Annotated in this window: 20 protein-coding genes; 4 read left to right on the forward strand and 16 right to left on the reverse strand. The window is 64.2% G+C overall.

Annotation, left to right across the window (positions count from 1 at the left end):
• Positions 1–15: 15 nt before the first annotated feature.
• From M5G11_RS05795 to M5G11_RS05855, 13 genes are read right to left on the reverse strand one after another with little or no spacing between them, the layout of a single operon-like run.
• On the reverse strand, positions 16–1,944 hold the full coding sequence (locus tag M5G11_RS05795) for a hypothetical protein (RefSeq protein WP_273910071.1): 1,929 nt from the start codon (positions 1,942–1,944) through the stop codon (positions 16–18).
• The gene (locus M5G11_RS05800) at positions 1,941–3,245 is read right to left on the reverse strand and encodes an oligosaccharide flippase family protein (RefSeq protein ID WP_273910072.1); all 1,305 of its coding nucleotides are present in this window, start codon (positions 3,243–3,245) and stop codon (positions 1,941–1,943) included. The genes M5G11_RS05795 and M5G11_RS05800 overlap by 4 nt, the downstream gene beginning before the upstream one ends.
• Positions 3,242–4,249 (reverse strand): polysaccharide deacetylase family protein, encoded by a 1,008-nt coding sequence (locus M5G11_RS05805; protein WP_273910073.1) that lies wholly within the window; start codon positions 4,247–4,249, stop codon positions 3,242–3,244. The genes M5G11_RS05800 and M5G11_RS05805 overlap by 4 nt, the downstream gene beginning before the upstream one ends.
• A gap of 8 nt (positions 4,250–4,257) precedes the next feature.
• Complete coding sequence (locus tag M5G11_RS05810; RefSeq protein WP_273910074.1) at positions 4,258–5,394, reverse strand: glycosyltransferase family 2 protein; 1,137 nt, start codon at positions 5,392–5,394, stop codon at positions 4,258–4,260.
• The gene (locus M5G11_RS05815; RefSeq protein ID WP_273910075.1) at positions 5,387–6,349 is read right to left on the reverse strand and encodes a glycosyltransferase family 2 protein; all 963 of its coding nucleotides are present in this window, start codon (positions 6,347–6,349) and stop codon (positions 5,387–5,389) included. The genes M5G11_RS05810 and M5G11_RS05815 overlap by 8 nt, the downstream gene beginning before the upstream one ends.
• Complete coding sequence (locus M5G11_RS05820) at positions 6,346–7,716, reverse strand: O-antigen ligase family protein (protein WP_273910076.1); 1,371 nt, start codon at positions 7,714–7,716, stop codon at positions 6,346–6,348. Before M5G11_RS05820 ends, M5G11_RS05815 begins: the two co-directional genes overlap by 4 nt.
• Complete coding sequence (locus M5G11_RS05825) at positions 7,713–8,813, reverse strand: glycosyltransferase family 4 protein (RefSeq protein WP_420793801.1); 1,101 nt, start codon at positions 8,811–8,813, stop codon at positions 7,713–7,715. The genes M5G11_RS05820 and M5G11_RS05825 overlap by 4 nt, the downstream gene beginning before the upstream one ends.
• A complete protein-coding gene (locus tag M5G11_RS05830; protein WP_273910077.1) occupies positions 8,798–10,390 on the reverse strand; it encodes a GumC family protein in 1,593 nt (530 codons plus the stop codon). Before M5G11_RS05830 ends, M5G11_RS05825 begins: the two co-directional genes overlap by 16 nt.
• A gap of 20 nt (positions 10,391–10,410) precedes the next feature.
• Positions 10,411–11,439, reverse strand: coding sequence for a polysaccharide biosynthesis/export family protein (locus M5G11_RS05835; protein WP_273910078.1), 1,029 nt, complete (start codon positions 11,437–11,439; stop codon positions 10,411–10,413).
• 23 nt (positions 11,440–11,462) lie between these two features.
• A complete protein-coding gene (locus M5G11_RS05840; RefSeq protein WP_273910079.1) occupies positions 11,463–12,110 on the reverse strand; it encodes a CpsD/CapB family tyrosine-protein kinase in 648 nt (215 codons plus the stop codon).
• Positions 12,111–12,857: a sugar transferase gene (locus M5G11_RS05845; protein WP_273910080.1), complete on the reverse strand. Its 747-nt coding sequence runs from the start codon at positions 12,855–12,857 to the stop codon at positions 12,111–12,113.
• A complete protein-coding gene (locus M5G11_RS05850) occupies positions 12,854–13,936 on the reverse strand; it encodes an NAD-dependent epimerase (RefSeq protein WP_273910081.1) in 1,083 nt (360 codons plus the stop codon). The genes M5G11_RS05845 and M5G11_RS05850 overlap by 4 nt, the downstream gene beginning before the upstream one ends.
• Entirely contained in the window at positions 13,933–15,285 is a 1,353-nt protein-coding gene (locus M5G11_RS05855) for a UDP-glucose dehydrogenase family protein (protein WP_273910082.1), read from the reverse strand. Before M5G11_RS05855 ends, M5G11_RS05850 begins: the two co-directional genes overlap by 4 nt.
• A 406-nt stretch (positions 15,286–15,691) precedes the next feature.
• Between M5G11_RS05855 and M5G11_RS05860 the strand changes: the two genes are divergently transcribed.
• Positions 15,692–17,389, forward strand: a complete 1,698-nt coding sequence (locus tag M5G11_RS05860) for a sulfatase-like hydrolase/transferase (RefSeq protein WP_273910083.1) — start codon at positions 15,692–15,694, stop codon at positions 17,387–17,389.
• A 117-nt stretch (positions 17,390–17,506) separates the two neighbouring features.
• On the opposite strand, the gene M5G11_RS05865 is transcribed toward M5G11_RS05860, so the two are convergent.
• Positions 17,507–18,442: a LysR substrate-binding domain-containing protein gene (locus tag M5G11_RS05865; RefSeq protein WP_273910084.1), complete on the reverse strand. Its 936-nt coding sequence runs from the start codon at positions 18,440–18,442 to the stop codon at positions 17,507–17,509.
• 146 nt (positions 18,443–18,588) lie between these two features.
• Here M5G11_RS05865 and M5G11_RS05870 point away from each other — a divergent pair, with 146 nt between their 5' ends.
• From M5G11_RS05870 to M5G11_RS05880, 3 genes are all read left to right on the forward strand, one after another.
• Positions 18,589–19,965 (forward strand): L-serine ammonia-lyase, encoded by a 1,377-nt coding sequence (locus tag M5G11_RS05870; protein ID WP_273910085.1) that lies wholly within the window; start codon positions 18,589–18,591, stop codon positions 19,963–19,965.
• A gap of 166 nt (positions 19,966–20,131) precedes the next feature.
• Entirely contained in the window at positions 20,132–21,430 is a 1,299-nt protein-coding gene (locus M5G11_RS05875; RefSeq protein WP_273910086.1) for a serine/threonine transporter, read from the forward strand.
• Positions 21,431–21,544: 114 nt separating this feature from the next.
• Positions 21,545–23,932 (forward strand): DUF3772 domain-containing protein, encoded by a 2,388-nt coding sequence (locus M5G11_RS05880; protein ID WP_273910087.1) that lies wholly within the window; start codon positions 21,545–21,547, stop codon positions 23,930–23,932.
• A gap of 42 nt (positions 23,933–23,974) precedes the next feature.
• Here M5G11_RS05880 and M5G11_RS05885 read toward each other — a convergent pair whose 3' ends face one another.
• Positions 23,975–24,457 (reverse strand): DUF1842 domain-containing protein, encoded by a 483-nt coding sequence (locus tag M5G11_RS05885; RefSeq protein WP_273910088.1) that lies wholly within the window; start codon positions 24,455–24,457, stop codon positions 23,975–23,977.
• 19 nt (positions 24,458–24,476) lie between these two features.
• Positions 24,477–25,079 (reverse strand): DUF1842 domain-containing protein, encoded by a 603-nt coding sequence (locus tag M5G11_RS05890; protein WP_273910089.1) that lies wholly within the window; start codon positions 25,077–25,079, stop codon positions 24,477–24,479.
• Positions 25,080–25,395 lie beyond the last annotated feature (316 nt).

Below are 25,395 nucleotides of genomic sequence, written 5' to 3' on the forward strand. Positions count from 1 at the left end.
GGCCGGCGCGGCGTTTCATGACGCCGTCCAGCGCAGGGCAAACAGCGTCTGCCCCGGCAGTTCGAACTGGTATTGCCCGCGCTGGCAGTGGTACTGCGCGCTGCGCGGCTGGTTGTCGGGCCCAAAGAAGGTCAGCGTCTGCGCGCCCTGCGCGCAGGTCGGGGTGGCGGTACTCAGGCTCACCTGTTGCAGCCGCGCGCTCTTGTTCACCCCCAGCAGGCTGCGTTGTTGGGCCCGGGCCATGGCCAGGGCGTCGACCTCGAAGGCGTCGTTGTCCAGTTGCAGCACCTGGTCCAGCCAGTGCTGCTGGATGAACTGCTGGGCCAGGCCGACCGGCTTGAGCTCAAAACGGTCGCTGCCCAGCACACGCACCATGCCCTTGGGGTATTCCGGCTCGTCGGCGATATGGAACCAGTTGATCATGTCGAGCAGGCCGTCCTGGGCAGCGTTGATCACCACCGAGGTCCACCACAGTGCAGCGTATTGGGTCTCCTGCTCGTAGGGGCTCAGCGTCGAGCCGCTGGAAAGGTTGGTCTGGTCGATCAGCAGGGGTTTGCGCGGCAGGCCCTGGGCATCACGCCCGACCAGGTCGGCAGCCTGGCGCAAGGCGTCGCGGTAACTGCGGGTGGCCAGCAGGTCGCGGACCATCCATTCGTGCCAGGCCAGGGCGTCGATCCGTTCGCCGAACTCGGCCAGCAGCCGGCGCGACCACTCCAGCCCGCGACGCTCGGCGCTGTTGCTGGCCAGGGGGCCGTCGACGAAGCGCGAGCTGGCCGGCGCGGCAATGCGCACCCCGGCTTCGCGGGCACCCGGGTAGCGCTCGACCCGCTCCAGCATGGCCTTGAACAGGCTGCGGTACGCCGGGTAGTCGGTGTAGTTCAGGTTGGGCTCGTCGGCGAAGGCAATGTAGTGGGTGCCCTTGCCCCCGAGCGCGACACTGGCGGCGAGCCAGGCATCCAGGCCACTGGCAGTGGCTTTGTCGTCGCGCAGCACGGCGCGCCGGTCGGTGGAACCGAGCAGGGTGATGTCGTGCTGGATGCCGAAGCGTTCGCGGTAAAGCTGGCGGAAGGCATTCTCGTAGCCGGGCTTGCGCTGCAGCACATCGGCAAAGGCATAAAAGCCCGCCGCTTGCAGGCCGAGCTGGTCGAGCACGGCAAAGCTGCTCGGTGGCGGTACCACGTACGGCAGGTTGTTGCCGATTTTCGGGGTCGGCCCCAGCACCTGCTCGCTGCTGCGCAACTGCACGCTGCCGGTTTGCTGGCGCAGGCTGCCGAGGTCTTCGGCGCGGCGGGCGAACAGGTTGGCGCTGCCATCGAGCCAGAACGCCGCCTTGCCGGCGCCTTGCAGGTCCAGGCGCCAGGTCTGCTCGCGCGGGCTGACCGGCAGGGCTACCTGGTCGAACTGCCAGTAGGCGCGGTGCTGTTGCAAGGCCAGGTCGACCCGGCTGCCGTCACTCAGGCGTGTGGCCCGCAGGGCGCTGACGCCGCCATGCTGCTTGCCGCCGAGCACGGCCTGCTCATTGGCGCCGACGCGGAAGAACAGCTGCGTGCCGCGCTCCACCGCCATGCTGAAGTGCACTTTCGCCGGTGCAAACAGCGCTCGCGTGCTGTCGGCGAATTCAAGGCGATAGTTGCGAAAGCTGTAGCCGGGTACTTCCACCTGATAGCTGGCGTGCTCGGCCGCCAACGGCCAACTCAACTGGCCCCGGCTTTCTTCGGCGCTGATTGCGCGGTGCGCGGCCAGGCGCCCATTGCCGTCGAGCAGGAACACCTGCTCGCGGTTGCCATCGGCCTGCCAGGCGGGGCTCCAGCTCAGGGTCAGGGTGTCGGCCCGGGTGGGGGTGAGGTACAGGCTGCCGTCGCGGATGTCCGGCCAACGCACGTTCGCTGCCTGTACCGAGGCGGCCAGCAGCACGCCGGGCAGCACCCACCAGGCCTGGTTCATGCGGCCCTCCGTTGCAGCATCTGGCGCAGTGGTGCCAGGTCGGAAGGCAGGATCAGCAAGGTTTTCAGCAGCGGCACAGCACTCAGCCGGCAATACATCAGCAGCATCGCCACGGTCACGCCCAGGTAGGCGATGGACGATGCCGCCGCCGCACCGACGATGCCATAGCGCGGAATCAGGATCACGTTCATCACCAGGTTGGCCGCCGCGCCGACCCCCATCATCAATGACACCGCGCCGGGACGGTTCTTGCCGAGCAGGTCCAGGCGCAGGATGCTCGCGTAGCACAGGCCGAACAGGCCTGGCAGCAGGGCCAGCAAGGCCGGGTAGGCCGGCTGGTATTCGGCACCGAACAGCGTGACGATCAGCCATTCGCCGATCAGCGCCATGCTCAGGCAGGCGCCCAGCATCACCGTGGCGGTCAGGCGCAGGGCCAGCGGGGTCAGTTTGTCCATGCCGGCGTCCTGTTGCAGCAGGCGTTTCATCAGCGGCGTGGTCACCGCTTCCGGGACGATCAGCAGCAGTTCGGCGGCGGCGCTGGCCATGGCGTAATGGCCCAGGGCAGTGCTGCCCAGCATGGCCCCGATAAACAGGTAGTCCGAGCGCAGGATGACCTGCTGGAACAGCAGGTCGGGGTGGCTCTTGGCACTGTAGGAGAGCAGCTCGCGCTGGCCGCTGCGGTCCCATTGCAGCTTGATCGAATGTTGCCGGCCGAGCCACACCAGGCCGGCCACCACCACCAGGGCAATGCCCACCAGCCAGCTGATCAGCGCCGCCTCCAGCGCCGAGTTCTGCCACATCCAGAACAGCCCGACGAACAGCAGCAGCGGCACCAGTGATTCGGTCAGGCGCAGCATGTTGAAGGCGCCGACATCGCCGGTCGCGTTGTGCAGGGTCAGCAGGCCGCTCTTGAGCACGGTCAATGGCACGGCCAGCAACAGTAGCCAGGCCAGCAGGCCGAGCTGGGTGGTCACCTCAAGCTCGGTGCCGAATTCGCGCATCAGCGCTACGCACACCAGGGTCAGCGCCCCGGCCACCAGGCAACCGAAGATCAGCACCTGGCTCAGCAACAGCCCCATCGAACGTTGTTGCGCCGCCTGGTAGCCCACGGCGGTGTTCAGGCCACCGCTGGTGGCGGCGCTGATCAGGTCGGGCAGGGTGCTCAGCAGGGCGAACAGGCCCCGCTCGCTGGGGCCGAGGATGCGCGCCAGCAATACGTTGCGCAGCAAGCGCAGGGCGATCATCGCCAGGCGTGTACCCATGCTCAACAGCAGGTGGCGCAGGTAGTGGTTGCGGCTCATCCGTGTGCTCCCCGGCTGATGCGCCAGGCCAGCAGCGAAGGGCGGCTGGCATTGCGCTGGCTGACGCCGATGCGCGGCAGCGCCAGTGGGTCGTCGCTGGGGCTGCACAGGGCCGCGCGGGTGCTCAGTGCATAGGGGTAGCGGTGCGCGGCCAAGCGTTGGCGAACCCGCAGGTCGTGATCACCATTAGGGTAGCAGTACACCGGCAATGGCTGACGGCAACCCTGGGCCAGGGCGTTCTGGCTGCGGCTCAGTTCTTCGTCCAGGCGGCGGTCGTCAAGGCCCGGCAACAGCGCGTGGCTGGCGCCGTGGGGGCCGAAGCTGATCAGGCCGGAGTCTTCCAGTTCGCGCACCTGCTGCCAGTCCAGCGCCTGTGGCAGGGATTCGGTCGGGCAGGCGTCGGTGAGCAAGTGCAGGGCCTGCGGCGACAGGCTCTTGAGACTTTGCAGGTAGCGCGCCAGGACATTGCTGCGCGCGTGCGGGCGCTCGTTCATGAAAAACGCTGCCGGCAACGGCCGGCCGATCTTGCGCACCTGCTCGATCAGTTGCCGCTGGGCAAGTTCGCCATGACTGCCCCACAGGGTTTCGCCCAGGCTTTCCCACCAGAAACGCTGGCGGCTGCCGATGTAGTCAGTCGAGAGGAAGATGCTTGCCGGCACCTGGTGCCGTTGCAGCAGCGGGAAGGCGTTGAGCGCGTTGTCTCGCCAGCCGTCATCGAAGGTCAGCGCCACCCGCGGCTTGCCGTCGGACAGCACGGGGTCGGCTTGCAGCAGTTGCATCAGGCTGACGCACTCGAAATGCTGCGGCAGCCAGCGCAGCAAGCGCTCGAACGCCTGTGGGCCGACGCACAGTTCGTTGCGGTGCGGCAGCTCGGCGCTGGCGTCGTCGGCCAGCACCCGGTGCAGCATCAGGATCAACCGGGCACCGCGCAGCTGCCGGCGGCCGGCGGGGGAGTTGAGGTACAGCCAACCGCTGGCACGCTTGAGACTGGTCTTGATCGGCATGTAGGCACTCATCGTGTCTGGTCGGGGTTCCATTGGTTGTAGCTGTGCCCGCGCAAGAACTGCCACAGGCCAACGCTCATGCCGGCCAGGGTCACCAGCACGTAGGCGGCCAGGCGAAACGGCTTGGGCAGGCGCTGGCGCACATCCAGCAGGCCGGCCACGGCGCAGGCATAGCCAAGCAGCTGGGCGGCCAGGGTGAAGCGGTAGAAACCGTGGTCGTCGAGCAACCACAGGTTGGCCAGCAGCAGCGGCAACAGCAGCACCGGGGCCAGCCGGCGGATCAACTTGTGGCTGATCAGCGCGATGGCATACAGGCCGTGGCGCAGCGGGTTGAGCAGTTCACGCCGCGCCGCCAGGCTGATCAGGCCGCCGACGGTGACCCGCTGGCGGCGGTAGAACTGCCGCCCGGCCTCATCCACGCCCTGGTCGAGCACCAGCGCCTGGTCGACATACACCACGCGCTTGCCGGCAACCGGGGCGCAGGTGTTGATGTAGAAGTCGTCGTTGACCAGTTTCGGGATCGGCTGGAACAGCTCGCGGCGCAAGGCCTGCAGGTAGCCGTCGGCCGACACCGTGCAGCCGGTGCGGCTTTCTACCCGGCGCAGCCAGGCTTCGTAATGGCGGTACAGGCTTTCGCCCACGCTCAGGCCTTTGCCGGGTTTGGCGATCAGCATCTTGCCGACGCTGCCGCCCACCTGCGGGTCGGCGAATGGCGCCAGCAAGGCGCGCAGGGTGCCCTCCTGCCAGTGCGTGTCGGCATCGCTGAACACCAAGATGTCGCCGGTGCAGTGCGCGACGGCGGCATTCAATACGCTGTTCTTGCCCATGCGCGGCAGGTCGAGCACCTGGATGCGCGGGTCATCGAAGCTGCGTGCCAAGGCAACCGTGCGGTCGCTGGAGCCGTCGCTGGCGACGACGATCTGCAGGGTGGCGGGCTGGTAGTCATGGCCCAGCAGGTTGCGCAGCTTGTTCTCGATGTTGCGCTCTTCATTGTGCGCGGCCACCACCACGCTGATGTTCTGCGCTGGCAACGGGCCGGGCTGATGGCGCGGGAACAACGGCCCGACCAGGGTGAGTAGCAGCGGGTAGCCGAGCCAGGCATAGAACGGCAGCAGCAGGCACAGCCAGAAAATGAACTCAGCCACGGGCAGGCCTCCTTGCGTTCCAGTTGAACAGGCTGAAGATGAAGGCAGCGCCAGCCAGGTGCAGGCGGATCCAGTGCAGGCCCCAAAGCTGCAAGGTGAACAGCGGGTCGCGATGCCGCAGGCTCTGGCGCAGGCTCAAGGCCAGGGCCGGCAGGCTGGAGACGAACAGCAGGAACACCCCCAGTGGCTCGGCGTCATCGAGGATTGCCGACACCGCGAAAATATCCAGCAGCCAGGCCGCCACGGACAGCATCGGCAAGCGCAACAGGCGCAGGCTGGCGCCGTTGCTGCGCAGCAGTTGCAACTGGCTGCTCTGGCGCCACAGTTCCTTGCCCAGCCATTCCCGCCAGCTGCCTTCGAAGCCCCAGTGCCAGGCCACTGGCGAGCGCACCGCGAGCAGGCGGGCACCGGCCTGGCTCAGGCGCAGGGTGAAGTCCTTGTCCTCGCCGGTGCGCAGGGTTTCGCTGAAACCACCGACCTGATCGAACCAGCGGCGCTGCATCAGCAGGTTGGGCGTCGGCAGCCATTGCACGCGGTGCTCTGCCTGGGTGCCGGACAATGCGCGGCGTTGCCAGGCACGGGCGAACCACGGCGCCTGGCGTGGCGTGTCGCAATCCAGGGCGAAGACGTCGCCATGGCCTTGGACATGCAACGCCATCAGCATGTCCAGCCAATGTTCCGGCACTTCGATATCGGCATCCAGGAACGCCAGCCACTCACCGCTGCTGGCGCGCGTACCGTGGTTACGCAGGGCGCCGATGGTCAGCCCCGGCAGGCTCAGGACCTGGGCGCCTAGGCTGCGGGCAATCTGTGGGCCATCGTCGCTGGAACCGTTGTCGGCCACGATCAGTTCGCAGTCGAACCCGGCGGCTTCGGCCGCCTTGCGCACCGACTGCAAGGTGCGGCCGATATGCCGCGCCTCGTTGAACATCGGCACCACGACGCTGACTTTCATGCGGCCCCCTGGGCCAGGCGCGCCTCTTCAGCCTTCAGGCGCAGCACGCTGGAGAGTGCCAGCAGGATCCACAGGTATTTGTGGTTGGGGGCGCTGAGGAACATCAGGAACAGCCCGATGGCGAGCATGCTCATGCACAGGTGGGTGAGCAGGTCGGCCTGGTCATGGTTGCCCTGCTGCATCCACAAGCGCCGGGCGTACAGCAGGTTGTACAAGGCGAAGGCGACCATGCCGACGAACAGGATGCCGGCCGGTACGCCGACCTCGCTGAAGATCTCCAGGTAGGTGTTGTGCGCGCGCCGGTACAGGTCGCCGACCTTCTTGTTGGCCGAGAACGCCTTGGCATAGCCGGTGGTGGCGTACTGCAGCGGGAAGGTGCCAGGGCCGGTGCCGAGCAGGGGATGCTCGCGGATCATCTTGCTGCCAACCACGATGTAGGACGAGCGACGGCCCAGCGAATCATCCTGGAAGGCATTGACCCCGGACTTGAGCAGCGCCAGTGACTGGATCCGCGCCACATAGGCCGGCGGCATCAGCGCCGCCGCCGTGGGCAGCAGGATCGCCAGGCCGAGCATGGCGAAACCCAAATGCCGTGGGCGCACGCGGGCAACCTGGTCGCGGTAGTGGAACAGCACGATCCCCAGGCTGAGCAGCAGCACCACCAGCCCCGAGCGTGAGTTGGTCTTGGTCATGCCGGCGAGCAGCAGCAGGCAGCAGGCAATCCAGAACAGGCGCTGCAGCCAGTTCGGGCTCTTGAGCACCAGCCACAGGGCCATGGGCACGGCGATGGCGATCAGCATGGCGAACACGTTGGGGTCTTCGAGCAAGCCGGCGGCGCGGCCTTCGTCCTGATACTTGGCCGAGAACATCGCCATGATGCAGGTCAGGGTGACGCTGAGGGTCACCAGCCGGCACATCAGCGGCAGGTTGAGTTCACGCCCGATCAGCAGGGTAATGGCAAACAGCAGCAGGCCCACGGCCAATTCACGGAAGTGCCCCAGTGACATCTCGGTGCTGTCGCTGGCCAGGAAACTCAGTGCATACAGCGCCAGAAAGCCCAGCAGCAGGCGCCACATCGGGCTGCGCAGGCGCTCGCCGGGCAGTTGCCCCACGGCCAGTTGCAGCAACAGCACCAGGGCCAGGGCTGCGCCGATCAGCTTGGAGGCTGACAGTTCACTGTCCTTGAACAGGCCTTCGAGCGGCACCAGGGTGATGATTGCCAGCAGCCCCCAGGCTGGGCGCCGATACAGCGCCAGCAGGCCGGCCAGGCCGATCACCGCGCCGGGCGCGAGGAACGGCCAGGGGCTGGCCAGCAAGCCCACGCAGACAAGCGCCAGCAGGGCGATCAGCGACAGTGGAATGATCATGCGCAGGTCTCCGTTGCCGAGCGCAGGTACACCTTGGCCCAGCGTTGTGCCAGCGTCGGCAGGTGGTAGCGTTCGCGTTGCGTGCGACGTGCCTGGGCGATCAGCTCGCCGGCCTGGGCCGGGTCGAGCATCAGCGCCTCAAGCTGGCTGGCCAGCTCCTGCACGGCCAGCGGCTGGGCGAGCAAACCGCTGCGGCCGTGTTCGATCACATCGGGAATACCGCCCACGCTGAAGGCCACCACCGGCACGCCATCCTGCATGGCTTCGAGCAGGATCATCGGCGTGCCCTCGGTACGCGAACTGATCACCAGCGCATCCAGGCGCGCCATCCATGGGCGCATGTCGCGTTGAAAACCCGCCAGGCGAATCCGCGTGCTCAGCCCCGCTGCATCGATACGCGCCTGCAAGGCGTCGCGCTGCGGCCCGTCGCCGAGCATCACCGCGTCCAGTTGGGCGTGGCGCTGGCACAGCGGGATCAGGCTGTCGAGGAACAGGTCCGGGCCTTTCTCACTGCTCAATCGCCCGACGTAACCGGCCAGCCAGCGGCCATCGGCAGGGTGGCGATCGGGCAGGGCGGGGGCGTCGGGCAAGCCGTTGGGGATCACCTGCAGTTTGGCCTCGGCGACCCCGGCCTTGAGGTGGATGGCCTTGATGCTCTCGGCCACGCAGATCACCTTGGCGACGGTGCGGGTGCGGCACAGTTGCAGGCTCACCCAGGTGTAGAAGCGTTGCTTGCGGCTGCTCGGGGTGAAGCCGTGCTGGGTGGCGACCATCGGCAGGCGCCAGAGCGTGGCGCCGAGCCAGCCGAACACCAGGCCCTTGAAGTTGTGGCTGTTGATCAGCGCCCCGGCCTTGCGCTGTTCGCGCAGCAGCGCCAGGCATTCGCCCAGCCCGTTGCAGGTGCGACAGGCCACCCCGGCGGCGCGAAAACGCGCCACCAGGTCGTCCGGCGCCCCGAGGAACAGCACCTGGTGCTGCCCCGGGGTGGCCTGGCAATGGTCCAGCAACATCCGCTCGGCACCGTAGAACCCACCGCTGCTCAGCAGGTGCAGGATCGGCCGCGACGGGGGCAGGGCAGTGCTCAATTGCGCACCCAGTGCATCAGCCGTGGCAGCGTCCAGCCCGTGTGCGGGTTGGGTACTTCCGGGGTCTGGTCGTTGATCACCAGCAGTACCGGCAGGCCCAGTTGATGGGTGATCTGCGACGGGTGCTTGAAGCGATGATCGAAGAACTCACGCACATAGACCAGGGCGATGCCCAGCAGCAAGCCGGTGAGCATGCCGAACGGAATGATCAGCATGGGTTTGGGGAACGCCGGCTCTGCGGGTTCGTACGGCGCGCTGAGTACCCGTGCGTTGGACACGTCGCCTGCCAGCAGGCGTTCGCCACGGGCCTCTTCGTAACGCTGGGTGTAGGTGAAGAAGGCCTTGTGCAGGGCGTCGATCTCGGTGTCGAGCTGACGGGCCTTGCTCTGGGTTTCCTGCAACTGGTGGACGCGGGTCTTGTAGTCGGCAATCCGCTGGGTTTTCTGGCCAATCACGCCCTGGACCACATTCAGGTCCTGTTCACGCTCCTGGATCCGGTTGGTAACGATCTTGAGGAACTGCTGGCGGGTCTTGGCGATCTGCTCACGCTGCAGCAGCATCTGCTCGCTGCCTGGCTGGAACACCGCCAGGTCGCTGACGTAGGTCAGCACCTGGGTGGTCAGGCGCTCGCCCAGTTGCTTGATCTCGCGGTCTTCGAACGCCACGTTGTCGACCGTGGTGGTGAAGGTGTAGGGGAAGGCGAAATCACGCATGTTGGCGTTGCTGGCCGAGGCCAGGCTGGTCTTCAGGTATTGCAGCCATTGCTGGCTTTGCAGCAGGCGGTCGCGGTACTGGTTGAGCGCCTGTTCCTCGGTGTTGATGGCATTGAGGCGGAAGGTGATCTCTTCCTTGGGGTCTGATGAGCCGATGCCTTCAAGCATGCCCAGGCGCTTGTTTTCCAGGTCATCCATGCGCACCTGGTATTGCAGTTTCTTCTGCTCGTAGAACTCCTGGGGCAGCTCGTTGGATTGCAGGTTCTGGCGGTTGCGCAGGTAGTTGTCGAGCAGCCGGCTGACGAACATCGTGCCGATCTTCGGGTCGGGGAAGCTGTAGGTCACCGAGACCACGTTGGAGCCCGGCAGTGTTTCGATCTTCAGGTCCTTGATGGCTTCGTCAGTCAGGGTGTCGAGCTGGGTATCACGCACCGGATCGACCGCCAGGCCGAACAACGCACGCACCGGGTTGATCACGTACTCGCGCAGCGGATTGATGATCACGCTGCGGATCGGGCCGAACAGCAGGCGCTGGAACACCCCGGGCTTGACCTCGTAGTGGCCTTCGTCACGCAGCTCGCTGATGGTCTGGCGGATCAGGCTGGGCGAGCGCAGGATGTTGCTCTCGGTTTCCATGTCGGCCAGTGACGGCGGGATGAACTTGTCGGTTTCCTGGGCCAGGGCAGTGTTGGTGTCGCTCTGCGAGAGTTTTTTCGACTGCACGATGACTTCGGCCGTGATGTCGAAACTCTGCTTGAGCACCAGGGGCAACAACAGCGCTATTACCGCGAATATCAGGAAGACCCGCTTCACCAACTGGCGGTTGGCGAAGAAGATCCTGAAGAATTCATGCAGGTAGTTCTCTTTTGGGTTCATGCGCATGTACCTGCCTGAAGTTAGTTGCTGTTGTCGTCTTTGTTGTCGACGCGATACGAGAAGCTGAAGCCGACCCCCTGGAACAGCACGACATCGGCCAGTTGCCGAGCCAGCTCGCCGGCGCTGGCCAGACGGGTCTTGGGCACGTAGAGCATGTCGTCCGCCTGCAGGTAGGCGACCTGGTTGGCCTTACCGTCCAGCGCCGCATCGACGTCGTACGGCACGGCCTGCACCTGGTTGCCGTTGCGCCGCATGATCACCACCGAGTCCAGGCGCGCCTTGATGCTCGGCCCGCGTGCCAGGGTCAGGGCCTCAAGCACCGAGACCGGGCGGCGGATCGGGTAGGAGCCCGGCTGGCCGACTTCACCCAGCACGTAGATCTCGTTCACCGCAGTGGACTTGAGCAGCACGTCCACGGTCATGCGCCCTGGCAAGTTGGCGTAGCGCTTGTTGAGCAAGGTTTCGAGCTGGTTGACGGTCATGCCCTGCAGCGGGATCGAGCCGATCTCCGGGAAGCTGGCATGGCCATCGGTGCCCACGGTGATCTCCCGGCTCATGCCGGTGGCGGGGTGGTTCAGGGCACTCTTGAGGTTCTGTTCGTTGGTCAGCGGGCTGATCACCTGCACCGTCAACTGGTCGCGGTTGGGCTGGAACAGGCTCTTGTTGCGGTAGGCCTGCTGGATGGTCGCGCGGGCCTGCTCGGGGGTCAGGCCAATGACCTTCACCGAGGTGTTGGCGGCGGGCAGGTTGATGCTGCCGTCAGGCAGCACCAGCTGGTTGCCATTGAGCGAGCTGGCCGAAAGGAAGTTCAGCCCCACGGTATCGCCGGACTGGATGCGGTAGGCGTCCGAGCCGCTGGTGCTGATGTGGAAGATCACGTCGAGCACGTCCTGCGGGCGCAGTACCTGCTCACTGCGCGGCAGTTCGGTGTCCTGGGCATTGGCCGGCGCAGCGGTGAGGATCTGCACCGGCATCTGGGTGCTCTGCTGTGTCGTGCAGGCCGCCAGCGGCAGCAGCGCAAGCAGGAAGAACAAGGTTCTGGCTTTCATGTTGTCGTCCTTTGCCTGGCTGCTCAGAGGTTGTTGTAGAGCCACTTGGGCATGTAGTACTTGCGTTTGTTGAACACGCTGCCGATCAATTTTGCGCCGGCCTGGGTCAGGCGCTGGGCGGCGGCCTGGGCCACTTCCCAGCGGGTGTCTTCGGCGGTGACCACCAGGATCACCCCGTCGACCAGGGTGCCGATCACCAGGCTGTCGGGGCTGGCGTAGATCGCTTCGCCGTCAACCACCACGAAGCGGTAGTCCTTGGCCAGGTTGCTCAGCAAGGCGCGCATCAGGTCCGGGTTGAGGCGTTCCTTGCCGCGCTTGTAGATGCCGCTGGGCAGGATGTCGAATGGCTGGTCAGACAGGCGCACCACGCAATCGCGCAACAGGGGCGGGGTGTCCTGGTTGAACATCAGGTCGCTGAAGCCGCGCTGTTTCTCCAGTTTCAGCTGCTGGCTGAGGCTGTTGCTGCTGGGGCTGGCGTCCACCAGCAACACCGACTCGCCGCTCATCAGCGCCAACTGGCTGGCAAAGGCCAGGGCGCTGGTGCTGGTGCCGCTGCCGGTATTGGCGGCGGTCAACAACAGCGTGCGCTGGTCCTCATCGAGCACGGTGGAGGTCAGGTTGGTTTCGCTGGGGGTGGCGATGGTCAGACTTCTCGAAGTAGAACCGTCCATTCAACTTGCTCCGTGGCCGCTGAAGACTTTGAAGGGGGTCTTGAGCAGGATCTTCAGGTCCAGGCTCAAGCTCTGTTCGGCGATGTAGCTCAGGTCCAGCTCCACGCGCTGATCAAAATCGATGTTGCTGCGCCCGGAGATCTGCCACAGGCCGGTCATGCCGGGGTAGATGCTCAGGCGGGCGAGGTGGTTGTCCTTGTAGCGGTAGGCGTTGAACGAGGTCGGCCGCGGGCCGACCAGGCGCATGTCGCCACGGATCACGTTGAACAGGTTGGGCAGTTCGTCCAGGCTGCTGCGGCGCAGCCAGTGGCCGATTCTGGTGACGCGCGGGTCCTTGTCGATCTTGAAGTCGATGGAGTCGGCGCCGTGCTTGTTCAGGTGGCGCACCGAGTCTTTCAAGGCCTCGGCGTTGGCGACCATGGTGCGGAACTTGAACATGCCGAACGAGCGGCCACGGTAGCCGGTACGCTTCTGCACGAAGAACACCGGGCCGGGGCTGCTGAACTTGACCACGGCCGCAAGGCCGAGCATCAGTGGCGAGATCAGCGTCAGGATCACCAGGGCGCCGAAACAGGCCACCACCCGGTTGGTCCGCGACAGGGTCCAGGGGCGCCCGCCGGCGCGGCCGGTGAACCAACCACGACCTTGCATATGGATGGCGGCATCCATGCGTGCGCGGTGTGCGGGGTCCATGCGTTTGTCTTGACGCAGTGCCTGCAGTTGCGCGTCTTTGGGTTGTCCGGTCATACCACCCTCCGTTGATGCTCGGGTTGCGCCCCCTGCGCCGACCCGTTGGCCCGCGCGGTGTCTGCGTCCGCCTGCGGGTAGTAGTCAGAAAACCAGGCGACAAAGCGCCCGAGCCCTTCATCGAGGGAAATCCCTGGGGTAAAGCCGGTGGCGCGCTCCAGCGCGCTGGCATCGGCGCAGGTGTCGATCACATCGCCTGGCTGCAATGGCAGCAGCTCGATCTCGGCTTTGCGCTGCAGGTGTTTTTCCAGCAGTGCGACGTAGTCGGTCAGCGCCACCGGGCGTTGCCCGCCAATGTTGTAGAGGCGCCAGGGCGCATGGCTGGTGGCCGGGTCCGGGTGCTGGTGGTCCCAGACCGGGTCGGCTTGCGGCGCCAGGGGGATCAGGCGCACCAGGCTCTCGACGATGTCATCGACATAGGTGAAGTCGCGCTGGTGCTGGCCGAAGTTGAACAGCTTGATCGGCTGGCCTTCACTGATCGCGCGGGCGAACTGGATCGGCGACATGTCTGGCCGGCCCCAGGGCCCGTACACCGTGAAGAAGCGCAGGCCGGTGGCCGGCACAGCGAACAGGTGGCTGTAGCTGTGGGCCATCAGTTCGTTGGCTTTCTTGCTGGCGGCGTACAGTGACAACGGGTGATCCACGGCGTCCTGTACGGCGTACGGGGTGTGCTGGTTGCTGCCGTAGACCGAGCTGGAGGAGGCATACAGCAAGTGCTGCACAGGGTAGCGGCGGCAGCTTTCGAGAATATTGAGAAAGCCCACCAGGTTGCTGTCGATATAGCTGCGCGGGTTTTCCAGCGAATAGCGCACCCCGGCCTGGGCGGCCAGGTGGATGACCACTTCCGGGCGCTCTACGGCAAACAGGGCGTCGATCCCGGCGGCGTCCTTGAGGTCCAGGCGGTGCAGGGCAAATGCCCCGGCTTGTTCCTCGACCCAGCGCACCCGCGCTTCCTTGAGGGCCGGGTCGTAGTAGTCGTTGAAGTTGTCCAGGCCAATCACCTGATGCCCGTCACGCAGCAGGCGCAGCGTGCAATGGGCACCGATGAAACCGGCAGCGCCGGTGACCAGGATCTTCATGGCTTGGGCGCCTCGGGCTGCACATGGCGCAGGCCGATGCCGCTGTAGTGCAGGCCATGGGTGGCGACCTGGTCAGGGTTGTACAGGTTGCGCCCGTCGATGATCAGCTTGGCCCGCAGCTTGCTCGCCAGCATGGCGAAGTCGACCACCCTGAAGTTCTTCCACTCGGTACAGATCACCAGGGCGTCAGCGTCTTCCAGGGTGTCGTCGCGAGTGGCGCACAGTTGCAGGTCGTTGCGATAGCCGTAGATGCGCCGGCACTCGGACATGGCCTCCGGGTCGAAGGCTCGCACCGTGGCCCCTTCGGCCCACAGTGACTCCATCAGGTAGCGGCTGGGTGCTTCGCGCATGTCGTCGGTGTTGGGCTTGAAGGCCAGGCCCCAGAGCGCGATGGACTTGCCTTCAAGGCTGCCGGGGAAGCGCTCCTTGAGTTTGCGAAAGAGGATATGGCGCTGCGCGTCGTTCACTTCGCTGACGCTTTGCAGCAGGCGCAGCGGCATGCCGTTGCGCTCGGCGGTGTGCAGCAGGGCACGCAGGTCCTTGGGGAAGCACGAGCCGCCAAAGCCGCAGCCGGGGTAGATGAAGTGGTAGCCGATGCGTGGGTCGGAGCCGATCCCCTTGCGCACCGCCTCGATATCCGCCCCCAGGTGCTCGCTGAGGTTGGCCAGTTCGTTCATGAAACTGATGCGGGTGGCGAGCATGGCGTTGGCCGCGTACTTGGTCAGCTCGGCGCTGCGGTTGTCCATGAACATCAGTTTTTCGCGGTTGCGGCAGAAAGGCGCGTACAGCTCTTCGAGCTGGTCGTGGGCCTGGTCGTCGTCGGTGCCGATGATGATCCGGTCGGGGCGCATGCAGTCGGCCAGGGCGCTGCCTTCCTTGAGAAATTCGGGGTTGGAGACCACGCGTACTTTCAGTTCGCCCTTGCCCAGGCGATCCAGTTCGCTGCGCGCGAGGGCCGCGACCTTGTCGGCAGTGCCCACCGGCACGGTGGACTTGATGATCAGGGTGCGGTCGGCGGTCATCAGCGCGGCGATCTGCGCGGTGACACCCAAGACGTGGGAGAGGTCGGCCGAGCCGTCCTCATCCGGTGGCGTACCGACGGCGATGAAGATCAGCTCGGCATGGCTTACGGCATCGCTGGCCTGGGTGGTAAACAGCAGACGACCTTCCTTGATGTTCTCCTCGAGGGCAGAAGACAGCCCCGGCTCATGGATCGGCGGGACGGCCTGACGCAGTTGGCTGATCTTGTGGGCGTCGATGTCTGCGCAGAGCACCCGGTGACCGACATCGGCCAGGGCAGCTGCTTGCACAAGACCGACATAGCCGGTGCCAAATACGCTCACGTCCATGTCGGCGTGCCTCGTATGGAGTTAAAGGGATGTAACAGTGGTTTGATTTCGGTATAGACCAGCGTCGGCGATTTGTGTCAAACGGATGGCATGTTTCGCCGGATTTACAGCGGCTGGGTTTTCGAGCGATTTGCCATCAACCCTTTCTTAATCCGTACCTTAGCGTTGATAAACACTGGCACTTAGCCGGCAAGCAAAACGATGAACGGTCGTAAGCCTTGGAAAACAAGGTTTTTAGCGGGGTGGGTTGTTTCATTTACGCATCAGATAAGCATTCTCGACTGGTCAAAATCAGGTGTCCTAAGTTCGCCATTTTTTTGACTTTTGCCGGTTTGCGCTTTAGTGCTGGGCTGCTACCGTTTGAGAATCCCTGCGGCTGCAAGGGGCATTTTCTGGCGAGGAACACATGCGCGGGTTGATCAAGGGACTGTTGCTGCTGCTCTACCTGTCGAGTTTTTACGGCTACTACCTCGAACGCATCGATGCCCTTGGCCTGGGCTTGCCGTTGTTGCTGTATGCCGGGGTATTTGCCGTGCTGGTCGCGGCCTTGTGGCTGGCCGCGAACATTCGCCAGACGCCGTTGCGTTGGCTGTTTGCCCTGGCGTTTTTTGCCAGCGCAGTGTTCTTCGACGCCTACACCAGCATCACTGCGGACTACCTGACCTACAGCGGCTTTGTCTCGATGGTGTATTCCGGTGGCTTTATCGGCGATGCACTGGACCAGTACCGCAGCGTGATCATCACCTCGTTGGCCAAGGCACTGCTGTTGCTATTGGGCCTGGGGATCAGGCCCGGTGAGCGGCCCTATATGCCACGGGTATTGCCCTGGGCCGCGCCGCTGCTGGGGCTGGCTTTGCTGACCGGCATCCTGTTCATCCGCGCCGGCGAAGGCGCGCGCGGGCTGCCGGTGATGTACACGCCGCTGGCCTATATGAACCTGTTCATCTACGAGCACTTCCATGACAGTGTCGGCCCGCGTGAGCCGGTCACGCTGCCGCGCACCGGCCCGGCCCTGGCCCGCGATATCGTGTTGATCATCGACGAAAGTGTCTCGGGCAACTACCTCGACCTGAACACCGCGCACGGCGTGCGCAGCAACCTGAACCAGCCCCAGCCGGGCGTGAAGCTGTTCAACTATGGCTATGCTGCCTCGGTTGCCAATTGCAGCGCCGACACCAACGTCACCCTGCGCTATGGCGGCACCCGCACCGATTACCTGCGGATCAACTCGACCATGCCGTCGATCTGGCAGTACGCCAAGCAGGCCGGGTTGGGGACGGTCTATATCGACGGCCAGCGCACTGGTGGCAACCTGCAGAACCTGATGAATGCCACGGAAAAGCGTGATATCGACCAGTTCATCCAGTTCGACGACACGCCAGTGCGTGACCGCGATATGGCCGCCGTGGCCAAACTGATCGAACTGCTGGGGGACGGCAAGCCGCAGTTGATCGTAATGAACAAGGTCGGTGTGCATTTCCCGGTGCATGACAAGTACCCGGACGATTTCATGCTCTATCGTCCGGCCTTGCCGCGTGGGCGCTACACCGATATCACCGACACCGGCCAGCGTGAGGGCTTTGGCGGGCAGCCGGCGGACTGGGCGTTGTACCGCAACTCGTACAAGAACAGCGTGCTGTGGAATGTCGGAGAGTTCTTCAAGCGGCTGTTCGCCCAGGGGGATCTGAGCCAGGCCGTGGTGATCTACACCTCCGACCATGGGCAGGACCTGCACGAGCGGGGCAATCCGGGCTTGAACACCCATTGCGACAGTGACCCGGTGGAGGAAGAGGGCCTGGTGCCGCTGGTGGTGATCCAGGGCGCGGGGCTGCACACGCTGGACTGGCAGGCGCAGTTGGCGGCGAACAAGGACAAGTCCAGCCACTACAACATCTTCCCGACCTTGTTGCAGTTGCTGGGGTATGACCCTGCGGCGATTCAGCCAGTCTACGGGCGGGCGCTGGATGTGCAGACAGAGGATGATTTCAGTTTCAACACCCGCTTCAATGCGCGGCTGGGGGCCAAGCCGGTGTTCAAGCATATTGATTTGAGCGAGGTGGTGACGCCGACCGAAGATGCGCAGTCGGTGAGCACGACGCCGTAACTGCGTAGGCCGCATCGCCGGCAAGGCCGGCTCCCACAGGGTCCATGGCCACCCTGATTTCTGTGGGAGCTGGCTTTGCCAGCGATGCAAGGCACAGCCTTGCCAGGGCAGGTGGCTTTACACCAGCTTGTGCAATGCCCTGAACATCTGCGCTTCTTCCACCAGCCAGTCATGCACTGCCCGCGCACTTGGGTGGGCCAGGGTGCCGGCTGAATACAGCAGCACATAGCGCTTGTGGTTGGCGATCGGCAGCCCGAACGGCACGATCAGTGTGCCTCGTTCCAACTCGTCATTGAGCAAGGTGCGCCGCGCAATCGCCACGCCGATTCCGGCAATCGCCGCCTCAATGGTCAAGTGATTGCGGTTGAACGTGTGCCCACGGCGCACATCCAGCCCCTGCGCACCAATCGCCTCCAGGTAGAACTCCCATTCCGCGTACTCCGAGCTGCCGCGCCAGGCCGTGATGTCGTGCAACAACGGGTAATGCACCAGGTCGGCCGGGCCATGCAGCGGCGGGCGTCCGCGCAGCAGGGCCGGTGAGCACACCGGGAAAATTTCTTCATCCAGCAGCGGCGTGGAATGCATGCCGGGGTAGCTGCCGTCGTTCAGGTCGATGGCCAGGTCAAAGTCGCCTTCGTGCAACGCCTGGTTGCTGTCCTCGGCCACCAGGCGCAACTGGATATCCGGAAAGCGCTGTTGCAGGCGCGGCAAGCGCGGCGTCAGCCATTTGGCCAGGAACGAGGGGATCGAGCGCAAGCGCAGGGTGCCACGGATATCACCGGCATCCAGGCGCAGCAATTCGGCTTCGATGCTGCCGTAGGCTTCGTTGACCGTCAGCGCCAGGCGCTGCCCCTCGGCCGTCAGCTCGACGCCACGGGCCCGGCGCAGGAACAGGCGAAAGCCCAGGCGCTCTTCCAACTGGCGAATCTGCTGGCTCACCGCCCCTGGGGTGATATGCAGCTCCTCCGCGCAACGGGTGAACGACAAATGCCGCGCCGCACAGGCAAACACGTGTAGCCAGACATACAGCTGACCATTCATTAGCCGCTTCATCGTTTAGTCCTGCTAAAGCCTTGTGTAGGAGTTTTCGTTGGTCATTGCCGTTTGAGATCGGCAGTATCGCGCAACTTCGCGACACCTATCAATTTTTACACAACGCCGCAGGGTGACATCGGTCGCCTGAGCGTGCAGGCATTAGCATGGCTATCAGTGTTTTCGATCTTTTCAAAATTGGTATCGGGCCTTCCAGCTCGCATACCGTGGGCCCGATGCGGGCAGCCGCCAGCTTTGTCGCAACCTTGCGCGGGCAGGGGTTGCTGGAGCAGGTGGGCCGGGTCGAGGTGCGTCTGTATGGCTCGCTGTCGGCGACCGGTGTTGGCCATGCCACCGACCGCGCCTGCCTGCTGGGGCTGATGGGCGAGTGGCCGGACCGGATCGACCCGCACAGCATCGAGCCGCGTATCCAGCAATTGCACGACAGTGCCGTGCTGATGCTCGACGGCAGCCAGCCAATCCCGTTCGACTGCCAGCGTGACTTGCTGCTGCTCGATGAAAGCCTGCCGTACCACCCCAACGCCATGACCCTGGAGGCCAGTGGCGAGGCGGGTTTGCTGTTGCAGCAGACCTATTATTCGGTGGGCGGTGGTTTCATCGTCGAAGCCGCTGAAATCGGTGGTAAAGGCAGTACGAGCGAGCAGGTTTCGCTGCCCTACGACTTCGACAGTGCCGAGCAACTGCTGGCCTTGTGCAAGAAGCACAAGCTGCGGGTGAGTCAGCTGATGATGGCCAACGAGCTGGCCTGGCGCGAGGAAGCTGACGTGCGCAGCGGTTTGCTGCAACTCTGGGCGGCGATGCGCGAGTGTGTCGACAACGGCCTGCGTAACGAAGGCATTCTGCCCGGCGGGCTGAAGGTCAAGCGCCGCGCGGCCAAGCTGCACCGCAGCCTGCAGGAGCTGGGCAAGCCGAACGTGATCGGCTCGACCTTGAGCGCCATGGAGTGGGTCAACCTGTTCGCCCTGGCGGTCAACGAAGAGAACGCCGCCGGCGGGCGCATGGTTACTGCGCCCACCAATGGCGCGGCGGGGATCATCCCGGCGGTGCTGCATTACTACATGAAGTTCTGCCCCGAGGCCTGCGACGACGATGTCGTCAACTTCCTGCTCAGTGCGGCTGCCGTGGGCATCCTGTGCAAGAAGAACGCCTCGATCTCCGGCGCCGAAGTGGGCTGCCAGGGCGAGGTCGGTTCGGCCTGCTCGATGGCTGCCGCCGGCTTGGCCGACGTGCTCGGGGCGACCCCGGAGCAGTTGGAAAACGCTGCGGAAATCGCCCTGGAGCACAACCTTGGGCTGACCTGCGACCCGGTCGGCGGCCTGGTGCAGATCCCGTGCATCGAGCGCAACGCGATTGCTGCGGTGAAGGCGATCAACGCGGTGCAGATGGCGCTGCGTGGCGATGGCGAGCATTTCATTTCCCTGGACCGGGTGATTCGCACCATGCGCGACACCGGGGCCGATATGCACGAGAACTACAAGGAGACGTCTCGCGGCGGGCTGGCGGTCAGCTACGTCGAGTGTTGAGCTGAATCTGGCGAGGCGTTGCCTCGCTTTCGCTGGCAAGGCCAGCTCCCACAGTTTTCATGCACCCTGCTGACCCTGTGGGAGCTGGCTTTGCCAGCGATGGGCCGCACAGCGGCCCCGCACCAAGTTGTTCATAGGCAACAAAAACAATTACAAGGCGAAATCGATGACTGATGTAAACAGCACCACGACTATTCGTGTGGATTCGGCTGCGTCCACCACCAGCACCGGCTGGAACCGAAACGACACCACCTGGGCCCTGGGCCTGTACGGCACCGCCATCGGCGCCGGTACCCTGTTCCTGCCGATCAACGCCGGGGTAGGGGGCTTCTGGCCGCTGCTCGCGCTGGCCTTGCTGGCGTTCCCGATGACCTTCTTCGCCCACCGCGGGCTGACCCGCTTCGTCCTCTCCGGGCGCAAAGGCGGCAACGAAGACATCACCGAAGTCGTTGAAGAGCACTTTGGCGTCGGCGCCGGCAAACTGATCACCTTGCTCTACTTCTTTGCGATCTTCCCGATCCTGCTGGTGTACAGCGTCGCCCTGACCAACACCTTGACCAGTTTCATGGAGCACCAGTTGCACATCAGCCCACCGCCGCGCGCCTTGCTGGCGTTACTGCTGGTGTGCGGGCTGATGATCGTGGTGCGCAGCGGGCAGAACATCATCGTCAAGGTGATGAGCCTGCTGGTCTACCCGTTCGTCGCGGCCCTGCTGTTGCTGGCCGTGAGCCTGATCCCCAACTGGAACGGCGCGTTCTTTGCCCAGGCCGCAGAAGGCATGGCCCCGGGGCTGTTCTTCAAGACGCTGTGGCTGGCCATTCCGGTCATGGTCTTCTCGTTCAACCATTCGCCGATCATCTCGGCCTTTGCCGTTGACCAGAAGCACCGCTATGGTGAACGCGCCGACGAAAAAAGCGGCCGCACCCTGGCCGTGGCGCACGTGATGATGGTGTTGACGGTGATGTTCTTCTGCTTCAGCTGTGTGCTGGCACTGTCCCCAGCGGACCTGGCCGCCGCCAAGCAGCAGAACATCTCGATCCTGTCGTACCTGGCCAACCATTTCCAGACGCCAATGATCGCCTTTGTCGCGCCATTGATCGCCCTGGTGGCAATCACCAAGTCGTTCCTGGGCCACTACATCGGCGCCAGCGAAGGCTTCCAGGGCCTGATCGTGAAAAGCCTGCGTGGTCGCGGCAAACAGCTGCCGGCCAAGCGCCTGGAGCAACTGACCGCGCTGTTCATGGTGCTGACCTGCTGGGCCGTGGCAACCATCAACCCAAGCATCCTGGGCATGATCGAAGCCATCGGCGGGCCAATCATCGCCTGCCTGCTGTTCCTGATGCCGATGTATGCGATCCACAAGGTGCCGTCGCTGCGCAAGTACTCGGGCAAGGCGTCGAACCTGTTCGTGGTGCTGATCGGCCTGATCACCCTGTCGGCGATCGCGTTCTCGGTCATTCCTTGATTGCGCTTCGCTAGCTGTACCTGCAGACGGGGGCCAACAGGCCCCCGTCTGCTTTCTGCCGCGCCGCGCTTTGCCAACTATGCTGGACTGACCCGCAACGCGTGGAGTCCTCCTATGCCGTTCAAGCTCGTCGCCCGAGCCGTGCTCCTGTGGTTGCTTTGCCTGCCATGCACAGCCGGCTTCGCTGCCGATACCGTGGATGTTCAGGCCGCGCTGGATGTGCCGGTCACGGCCCTGACGGCTGATGACGATCTGCAATCGGTCCAGGACCGTCTTGATGTGCTCAAACAGCAGGTGTCGGTTGCCACCGAGTACGAGCAACTGGTCACCCTGCGCGATCACGCCGAACAACTGATAAAGGACGCTGATCAGGTTGCGCTGGCCAAGCGCCCGGAGCTGTTGCAGGTGCAGGCGCAACTTGATGTCATCGGCCCTGCGCCGGTTGTGGGGGCGGCGCCGGAGACCCCGGCGGTGGCGCAGCAACGTGCCATGCTCAGCGATAGAAAAGCGCTGGCGGTCAGTGAGTTGCAGCAGCTGCAGACCATCAAGGAAAGCGCTTCGCGGCTGACGGTACAAATTGGTGAAGTGCGCCGCAATGAACTGGAATCGCAGATCACCCTGCGCTCGCAGAGCCTGCTCAACCCGCAGTTCTGGTCGTCGCTGTTTTACCTGGCACCCGATGACCAGCAGCGCCTGAGGGCGTTCAACGAGCAAGTCGTGTCTGCCGTCGTGGCCGTCTGGCAACCTGAACGACGGGCCAACAGCGTCATGCTGTTGCTGCTCGCACTGGCGCTGTGCACGGTCATTCGCCAGTTGCTCGAACGCTTCCTCGGCCGCTACTGCATGCGCAGGCTGCCGGTGGGGCGACTGCGGCGCAGCACGCTGGCCCTGCTGATGACGCTGACCACACTGGTGACGGTGGGCGGCTCGTTTGCGCTGGTGTACCGGGTATTCATCCCGCAGGACAACTTGAGCCCGGCGTTGCAGAACTTTGCCGAGGAGTTCGTTACCCTCACGTTCACCTGCGTGTTTCTTGCCGGCCTGAGCCGTGCGTTGTTGTCGGTGCATCACCCCTCCTGGCGGCTACCGGACATTGCCGACCCCGTGGCCTTGGCGATTCGGCCATTTGCCCCGTTGCTGGCGGCGGTGCTGATGGTGTGCGCGACTTCGCTGCGGGTGAGTTACGTCATCGGCATGAGCGTGCAGGTCAATATTCTCGGGCGCGGCCTGTTGGCCCTGATGGTCATCCTGATCGTAGGCGCGGCCCTGTGGCGTCTGCATCAGGCGCGCAAGCAGATGATTGCTGCGGGCGAACCCATCGAGGACCGCACGCTGCTGTCCGGGCTGTTGCTGCTCGGTGTGGCGGCGGTGCTGCTGGTGGCGTCGTTCGCCTTGTTGACCGGCTATATCTCGTTCGCCTCGTTCCTGGTGTACCAGCTCATCTGGTTCTACATGGTCCTGAGCTGTGTCTACCTGCTGACGCAATGGTTGCTGGATGTCTGCGAAAGCCTGTTCTCCCCGCGCCATGCGAGCGGCAAGGCGCTCAAGCAGGTGCTGGGCCTGGGCGATGAACGCCTGGAACAGGTGGAGATTGTCCTCAAGGGGGCGATCCGTGCGTTCCTCCTGCTGCTCATGGTGGTAGCGCTGTTTGTCGGCGGTTTTGGTACCTCCTTGACCGAGCTGTTCAACAGCACGCTGGTGGTGCTGGGCGGTGAGGGGCTGCGCACCCTGAACATCGTGCCCAGGCACTTGCTCAACGGCGCGCTGATCTTCCTGATTGGCTGGTACCTGATTCGCACCCTGCGCCGCTGGCTGGACGCGGAACTGCTGCCCAAGACCGACATGGACCCGGGCATGTGGGCCTCGCTCAGCACGCTGTTCAGCAATATCGGCTACGCAGTGCTGATCGTCCTGACCTTCTATGCGTTGGGGGTCAAGTGGAGCAACCTGGCGTGGATCGTCAGCGCCTTGTCGGTGGGGATCGGCTTTGGCCTTCAGGAGATCGTCAAGAACTTCGTCTCCGGGCTGATTCTGCTGACCGAGCGACCGGTCAAGGTCGGCGACCTGGTGAGCTTTGGCGAGATCGAAGGCGACATCAAGCGCATCAATGTCCGGGCCACGGAAATCCAGTTGGCCGACCGTTCGATGGTCATCGTGCCCAACTCCCAGCTGATCTCGCAGAACCTGCGCAACGTGACCAAGGGCGGCGTGGCCCAGGGGGTGGCGATGCTTGAGCTGACCTTTACCCCGGACATCGACCCGGAACAGATCAAGACCTTGCTGTACGAGAGTTTTTCCGAGCACGAGGCGATTCTGGAAAAGCCGGCGCCGACGGTGCGTTTCATCAAGGTGACGGTCGATGGGGTATTGGTGCGGGTGACGGGTTTTGTCAGCAGCCCTCGGGTGGTGCTGGGCACCAAGAGTGAATTGCTGATCGATATTCTCAAGCGCTTGCACGGGGCGGGCATTGCATTGGCGGGTACGCCGGCGGTGCTGAAATAGAAGGGATGGCCTGCACCGTGCAGGCCATCACCTTGTCGACGGTTAAGCGTTTGCCGGCTGACGAATCAGGGCACGCAAGCGGGTGTGGCTGTGTTCAGCCGCCGCCTTGTGCGTTTGCGCTGTTTCGGTCGGGGCCTGGTGCACGCTGGCGTGCGGGACCACTTGCCAGTGGCGCTCAGGGCCGTTGAGCGGCAGGTAACGGTAGCTGGCGGTGCCAGACTCCCAATCAGCAGCAAGGATGCCGTGCAGATGGAAGGTCTGCTCCAGCGTGCTGAACGGGCCGCTTGGGCTGCCGGTCAGGTTCAGCACGATGTGCGCTTCACCTTCCCCGAGCAAGAGGTCCGAGTATTCCCCCCACACATCTGCGTGGAAGTTCAGTGGCGGGTAGGTGCTCTGGAAAATCCGCGCGACACCGCTGACTCGTTTCGCCGGGGTGTTGACCAACAGGTCGAGGGTCAGCACAGGGGCACCGAGCAGGCCGGTGGTGACATTGATACGGGTATGGAACAGTCCTACTGCTGGCATGGTATGACTCCTTGTCTGGTCAGGCGCGGCTGGACTTGCCGGCTTTGCCGGAAGCGGTCTTGGTCGAATCGATCGCGTGGCTCAGGGTCTGGCTTACGTCAGCACCGGCAATGGCCTTGAGGTGCTCCGCGTTGCCGGATGCGATGGCGGCTTCCAGGGTCGCCGAATTGAGTCGAGCCTGTTTGTCGACCGCACCGGATTCCTTGACCCGCGAATCTTCGCGCTTGGCAGGCACCTGGCCCACGCTGATCCACTCCTGTGGGCTGACCTGGTATTCATAGGTAGCCACGCCGGTCAGCCAGTCCACGTTGAGGACCAGGCGTTCCTTGAAGATCACGGGCGAGTTGGCGGTCGGGCCGCCGTGGTTGCCCTGCAGGGTGACCAGGATCTTGCTCTGGCTGGGTGGCAGGACGGTCAGGTAGCTGTAGGTGCCCCAGACATCCACATGCAGGTTCAGCGGTGGATTGGTGGCCTGGGTGATCTGCGCGGTGCCGCGTACGCTCTGGCCTGGAGTGTAGATCAGCAGATCAAGCTCTTGGCGCTGAGCGCCAGCGGCGCCGGTGCCGATGACATAGGACACGGGGAACAGTCCTACCGAAGGGGCTTGTAGAGAGTCAGTCATGGTGCCTCCATTGCAAACAATGAGTGGAAACAAGCGTTCACGCTGTTTCTGGCGGGCGACTTCCTGTGTCGACTAGGGGGTGAGTGAGTGTGGCGGTGCTCCTACCTCGATACGGTCACGCGCAGATTGCCTGCTGGGTAGACGGTGTCGATCCGCTTGGGTGGGCCAGGACAGCACACACGCCATGCCGAGAAGCAACGCTCATGAAGAACCCTTCCCTGGTACGCAGAGCTGCCTGCCTGGCAGCCCTGTGAGTTAAGCAGCGAACCGCGCCCTTGCCAGTCAGTGATGGCAAAGCTGCATCATCTCCGACGGG

This window comes from Pseudomonas fontis (assembly GCF_028656955.1).
Classification (GTDB): domain Bacteria; phylum Pseudomonadota; class Gammaproteobacteria; order Pseudomonadales; family Pseudomonadaceae; genus Aquipseudomonas; species Aquipseudomonas fontis.

Excerpts from the sequence above, each read along its gene's own strand:
- M5G11_RS05855 (WP_273910082.1), bottom strand. The coding sequence starts at position 15,285 with ATGGACGTGAGCGTATTTGGCACCGGCTATGTCGGTCTTGTGCAAGCA.
- M5G11_RS05820 (WP_273910076.1), bottom strand. The coding sequence starts at position 7,716 with ATGATCATTCCACTGTCGCTGATCGCCCTGCTGGCGCTTGTCTGCGTG.
- M5G11_RS05880 (WP_273910087.1), top strand. The coding sequence starts at position 21,545 with ATGCCGTTCAAGCTCGTCGCCCGAGCCGTGCTCCTGTGGTTGCTTTGC.
- M5G11_RS05865 (WP_273910084.1), bottom strand. The coding sequence starts at position 18,442 with ATGAAGCGGCTAATGAATGGTCAGCTGTATGTCTGGCTACACGTGTTT.
- M5G11_RS05845 (WP_273910080.1), bottom strand. The coding sequence starts at position 12,857 with ATGACCGGACAACCCAAAGACGCGCAACTGCAGGCACTGCGTCAAGAC.
- M5G11_RS05860 (WP_273910083.1), top strand. The coding sequence starts at position 15,692 with ATGCGCGGGTTGATCAAGGGACTGTTGCTGCTGCTCTACCTGTCGAGT.
- M5G11_RS05835 (WP_273910078.1), bottom strand. The coding sequence starts at position 11,439 with ATGAAAGCCAGAACCTTGTTCTTCCTGCTTGCGCTGCTGCCGCTGGCG.
- M5G11_RS05800 (WP_273910072.1), bottom strand. The coding sequence starts at position 3,245 with ATGAGCCGCAACCACTACCTGCGCCACCTGCTGTTGAGCATGGGTACA.
- M5G11_RS05890 (WP_273910089.1), bottom strand. The coding sequence starts at position 25,079 with ATGACTGACTCTCTACAAGCCCCTTCGGTAGGACTGTTCCCCGTGTCC.
- M5G11_RS05830 (WP_273910077.1), bottom strand. The coding sequence starts at position 10,390 with ATGAACCCAAAAGAGAACTACCTGCATGAATTCTTCAGGATCTTCTTC.
- M5G11_RS05875 (WP_273910086.1), top strand. The coding sequence starts at position 20,132 with ATGACTGATGTAAACAGCACCACGACTATTCGTGTGGATTCGGCTGCG.
- M5G11_RS05885 (WP_273910088.1), bottom strand. The coding sequence starts at position 24,457 with ATGCCAGCAGTAGGACTGTTCCATACCCGTATCAATGTCACCACCGGC.
- M5G11_RS05815 (WP_273910075.1), bottom strand. The coding sequence starts at position 6,349 with ATGAAAGTCAGCGTCGTGGTGCCGATGTTCAACGAGGCGCGGCATATC.
- M5G11_RS05850 (WP_273910081.1), bottom strand. The coding sequence starts at position 13,936 with ATGAAGATCCTGGTCACCGGCGCTGCCGGTTTCATCGGTGCCCATTGC.
- M5G11_RS05795 (WP_273910071.1), bottom strand. The coding sequence starts at position 1,944 with ATGAACCAGGCCTGGTGGGTGCTGCCCGGCGTGCTGCTGGCCGCCTCG.
- M5G11_RS05870 (WP_273910085.1), top strand. The coding sequence starts at position 18,589 with ATGGCTATCAGTGTTTTCGATCTTTTCAAAATTGGTATCGGGCCTTCC.
- M5G11_RS05805 (WP_273910073.1), bottom strand. The coding sequence starts at position 4,249 with ATGCCGATCAAGACCAGTCTCAAGCGTGCCAGCGGTTGGCTGTACCTC.
- M5G11_RS05840 (WP_273910079.1), bottom strand. The coding sequence starts at position 12,110 with ATGGACGGTTCTACTTCGAGAAGTCTGACCATCGCCACCCCCAGCGAA.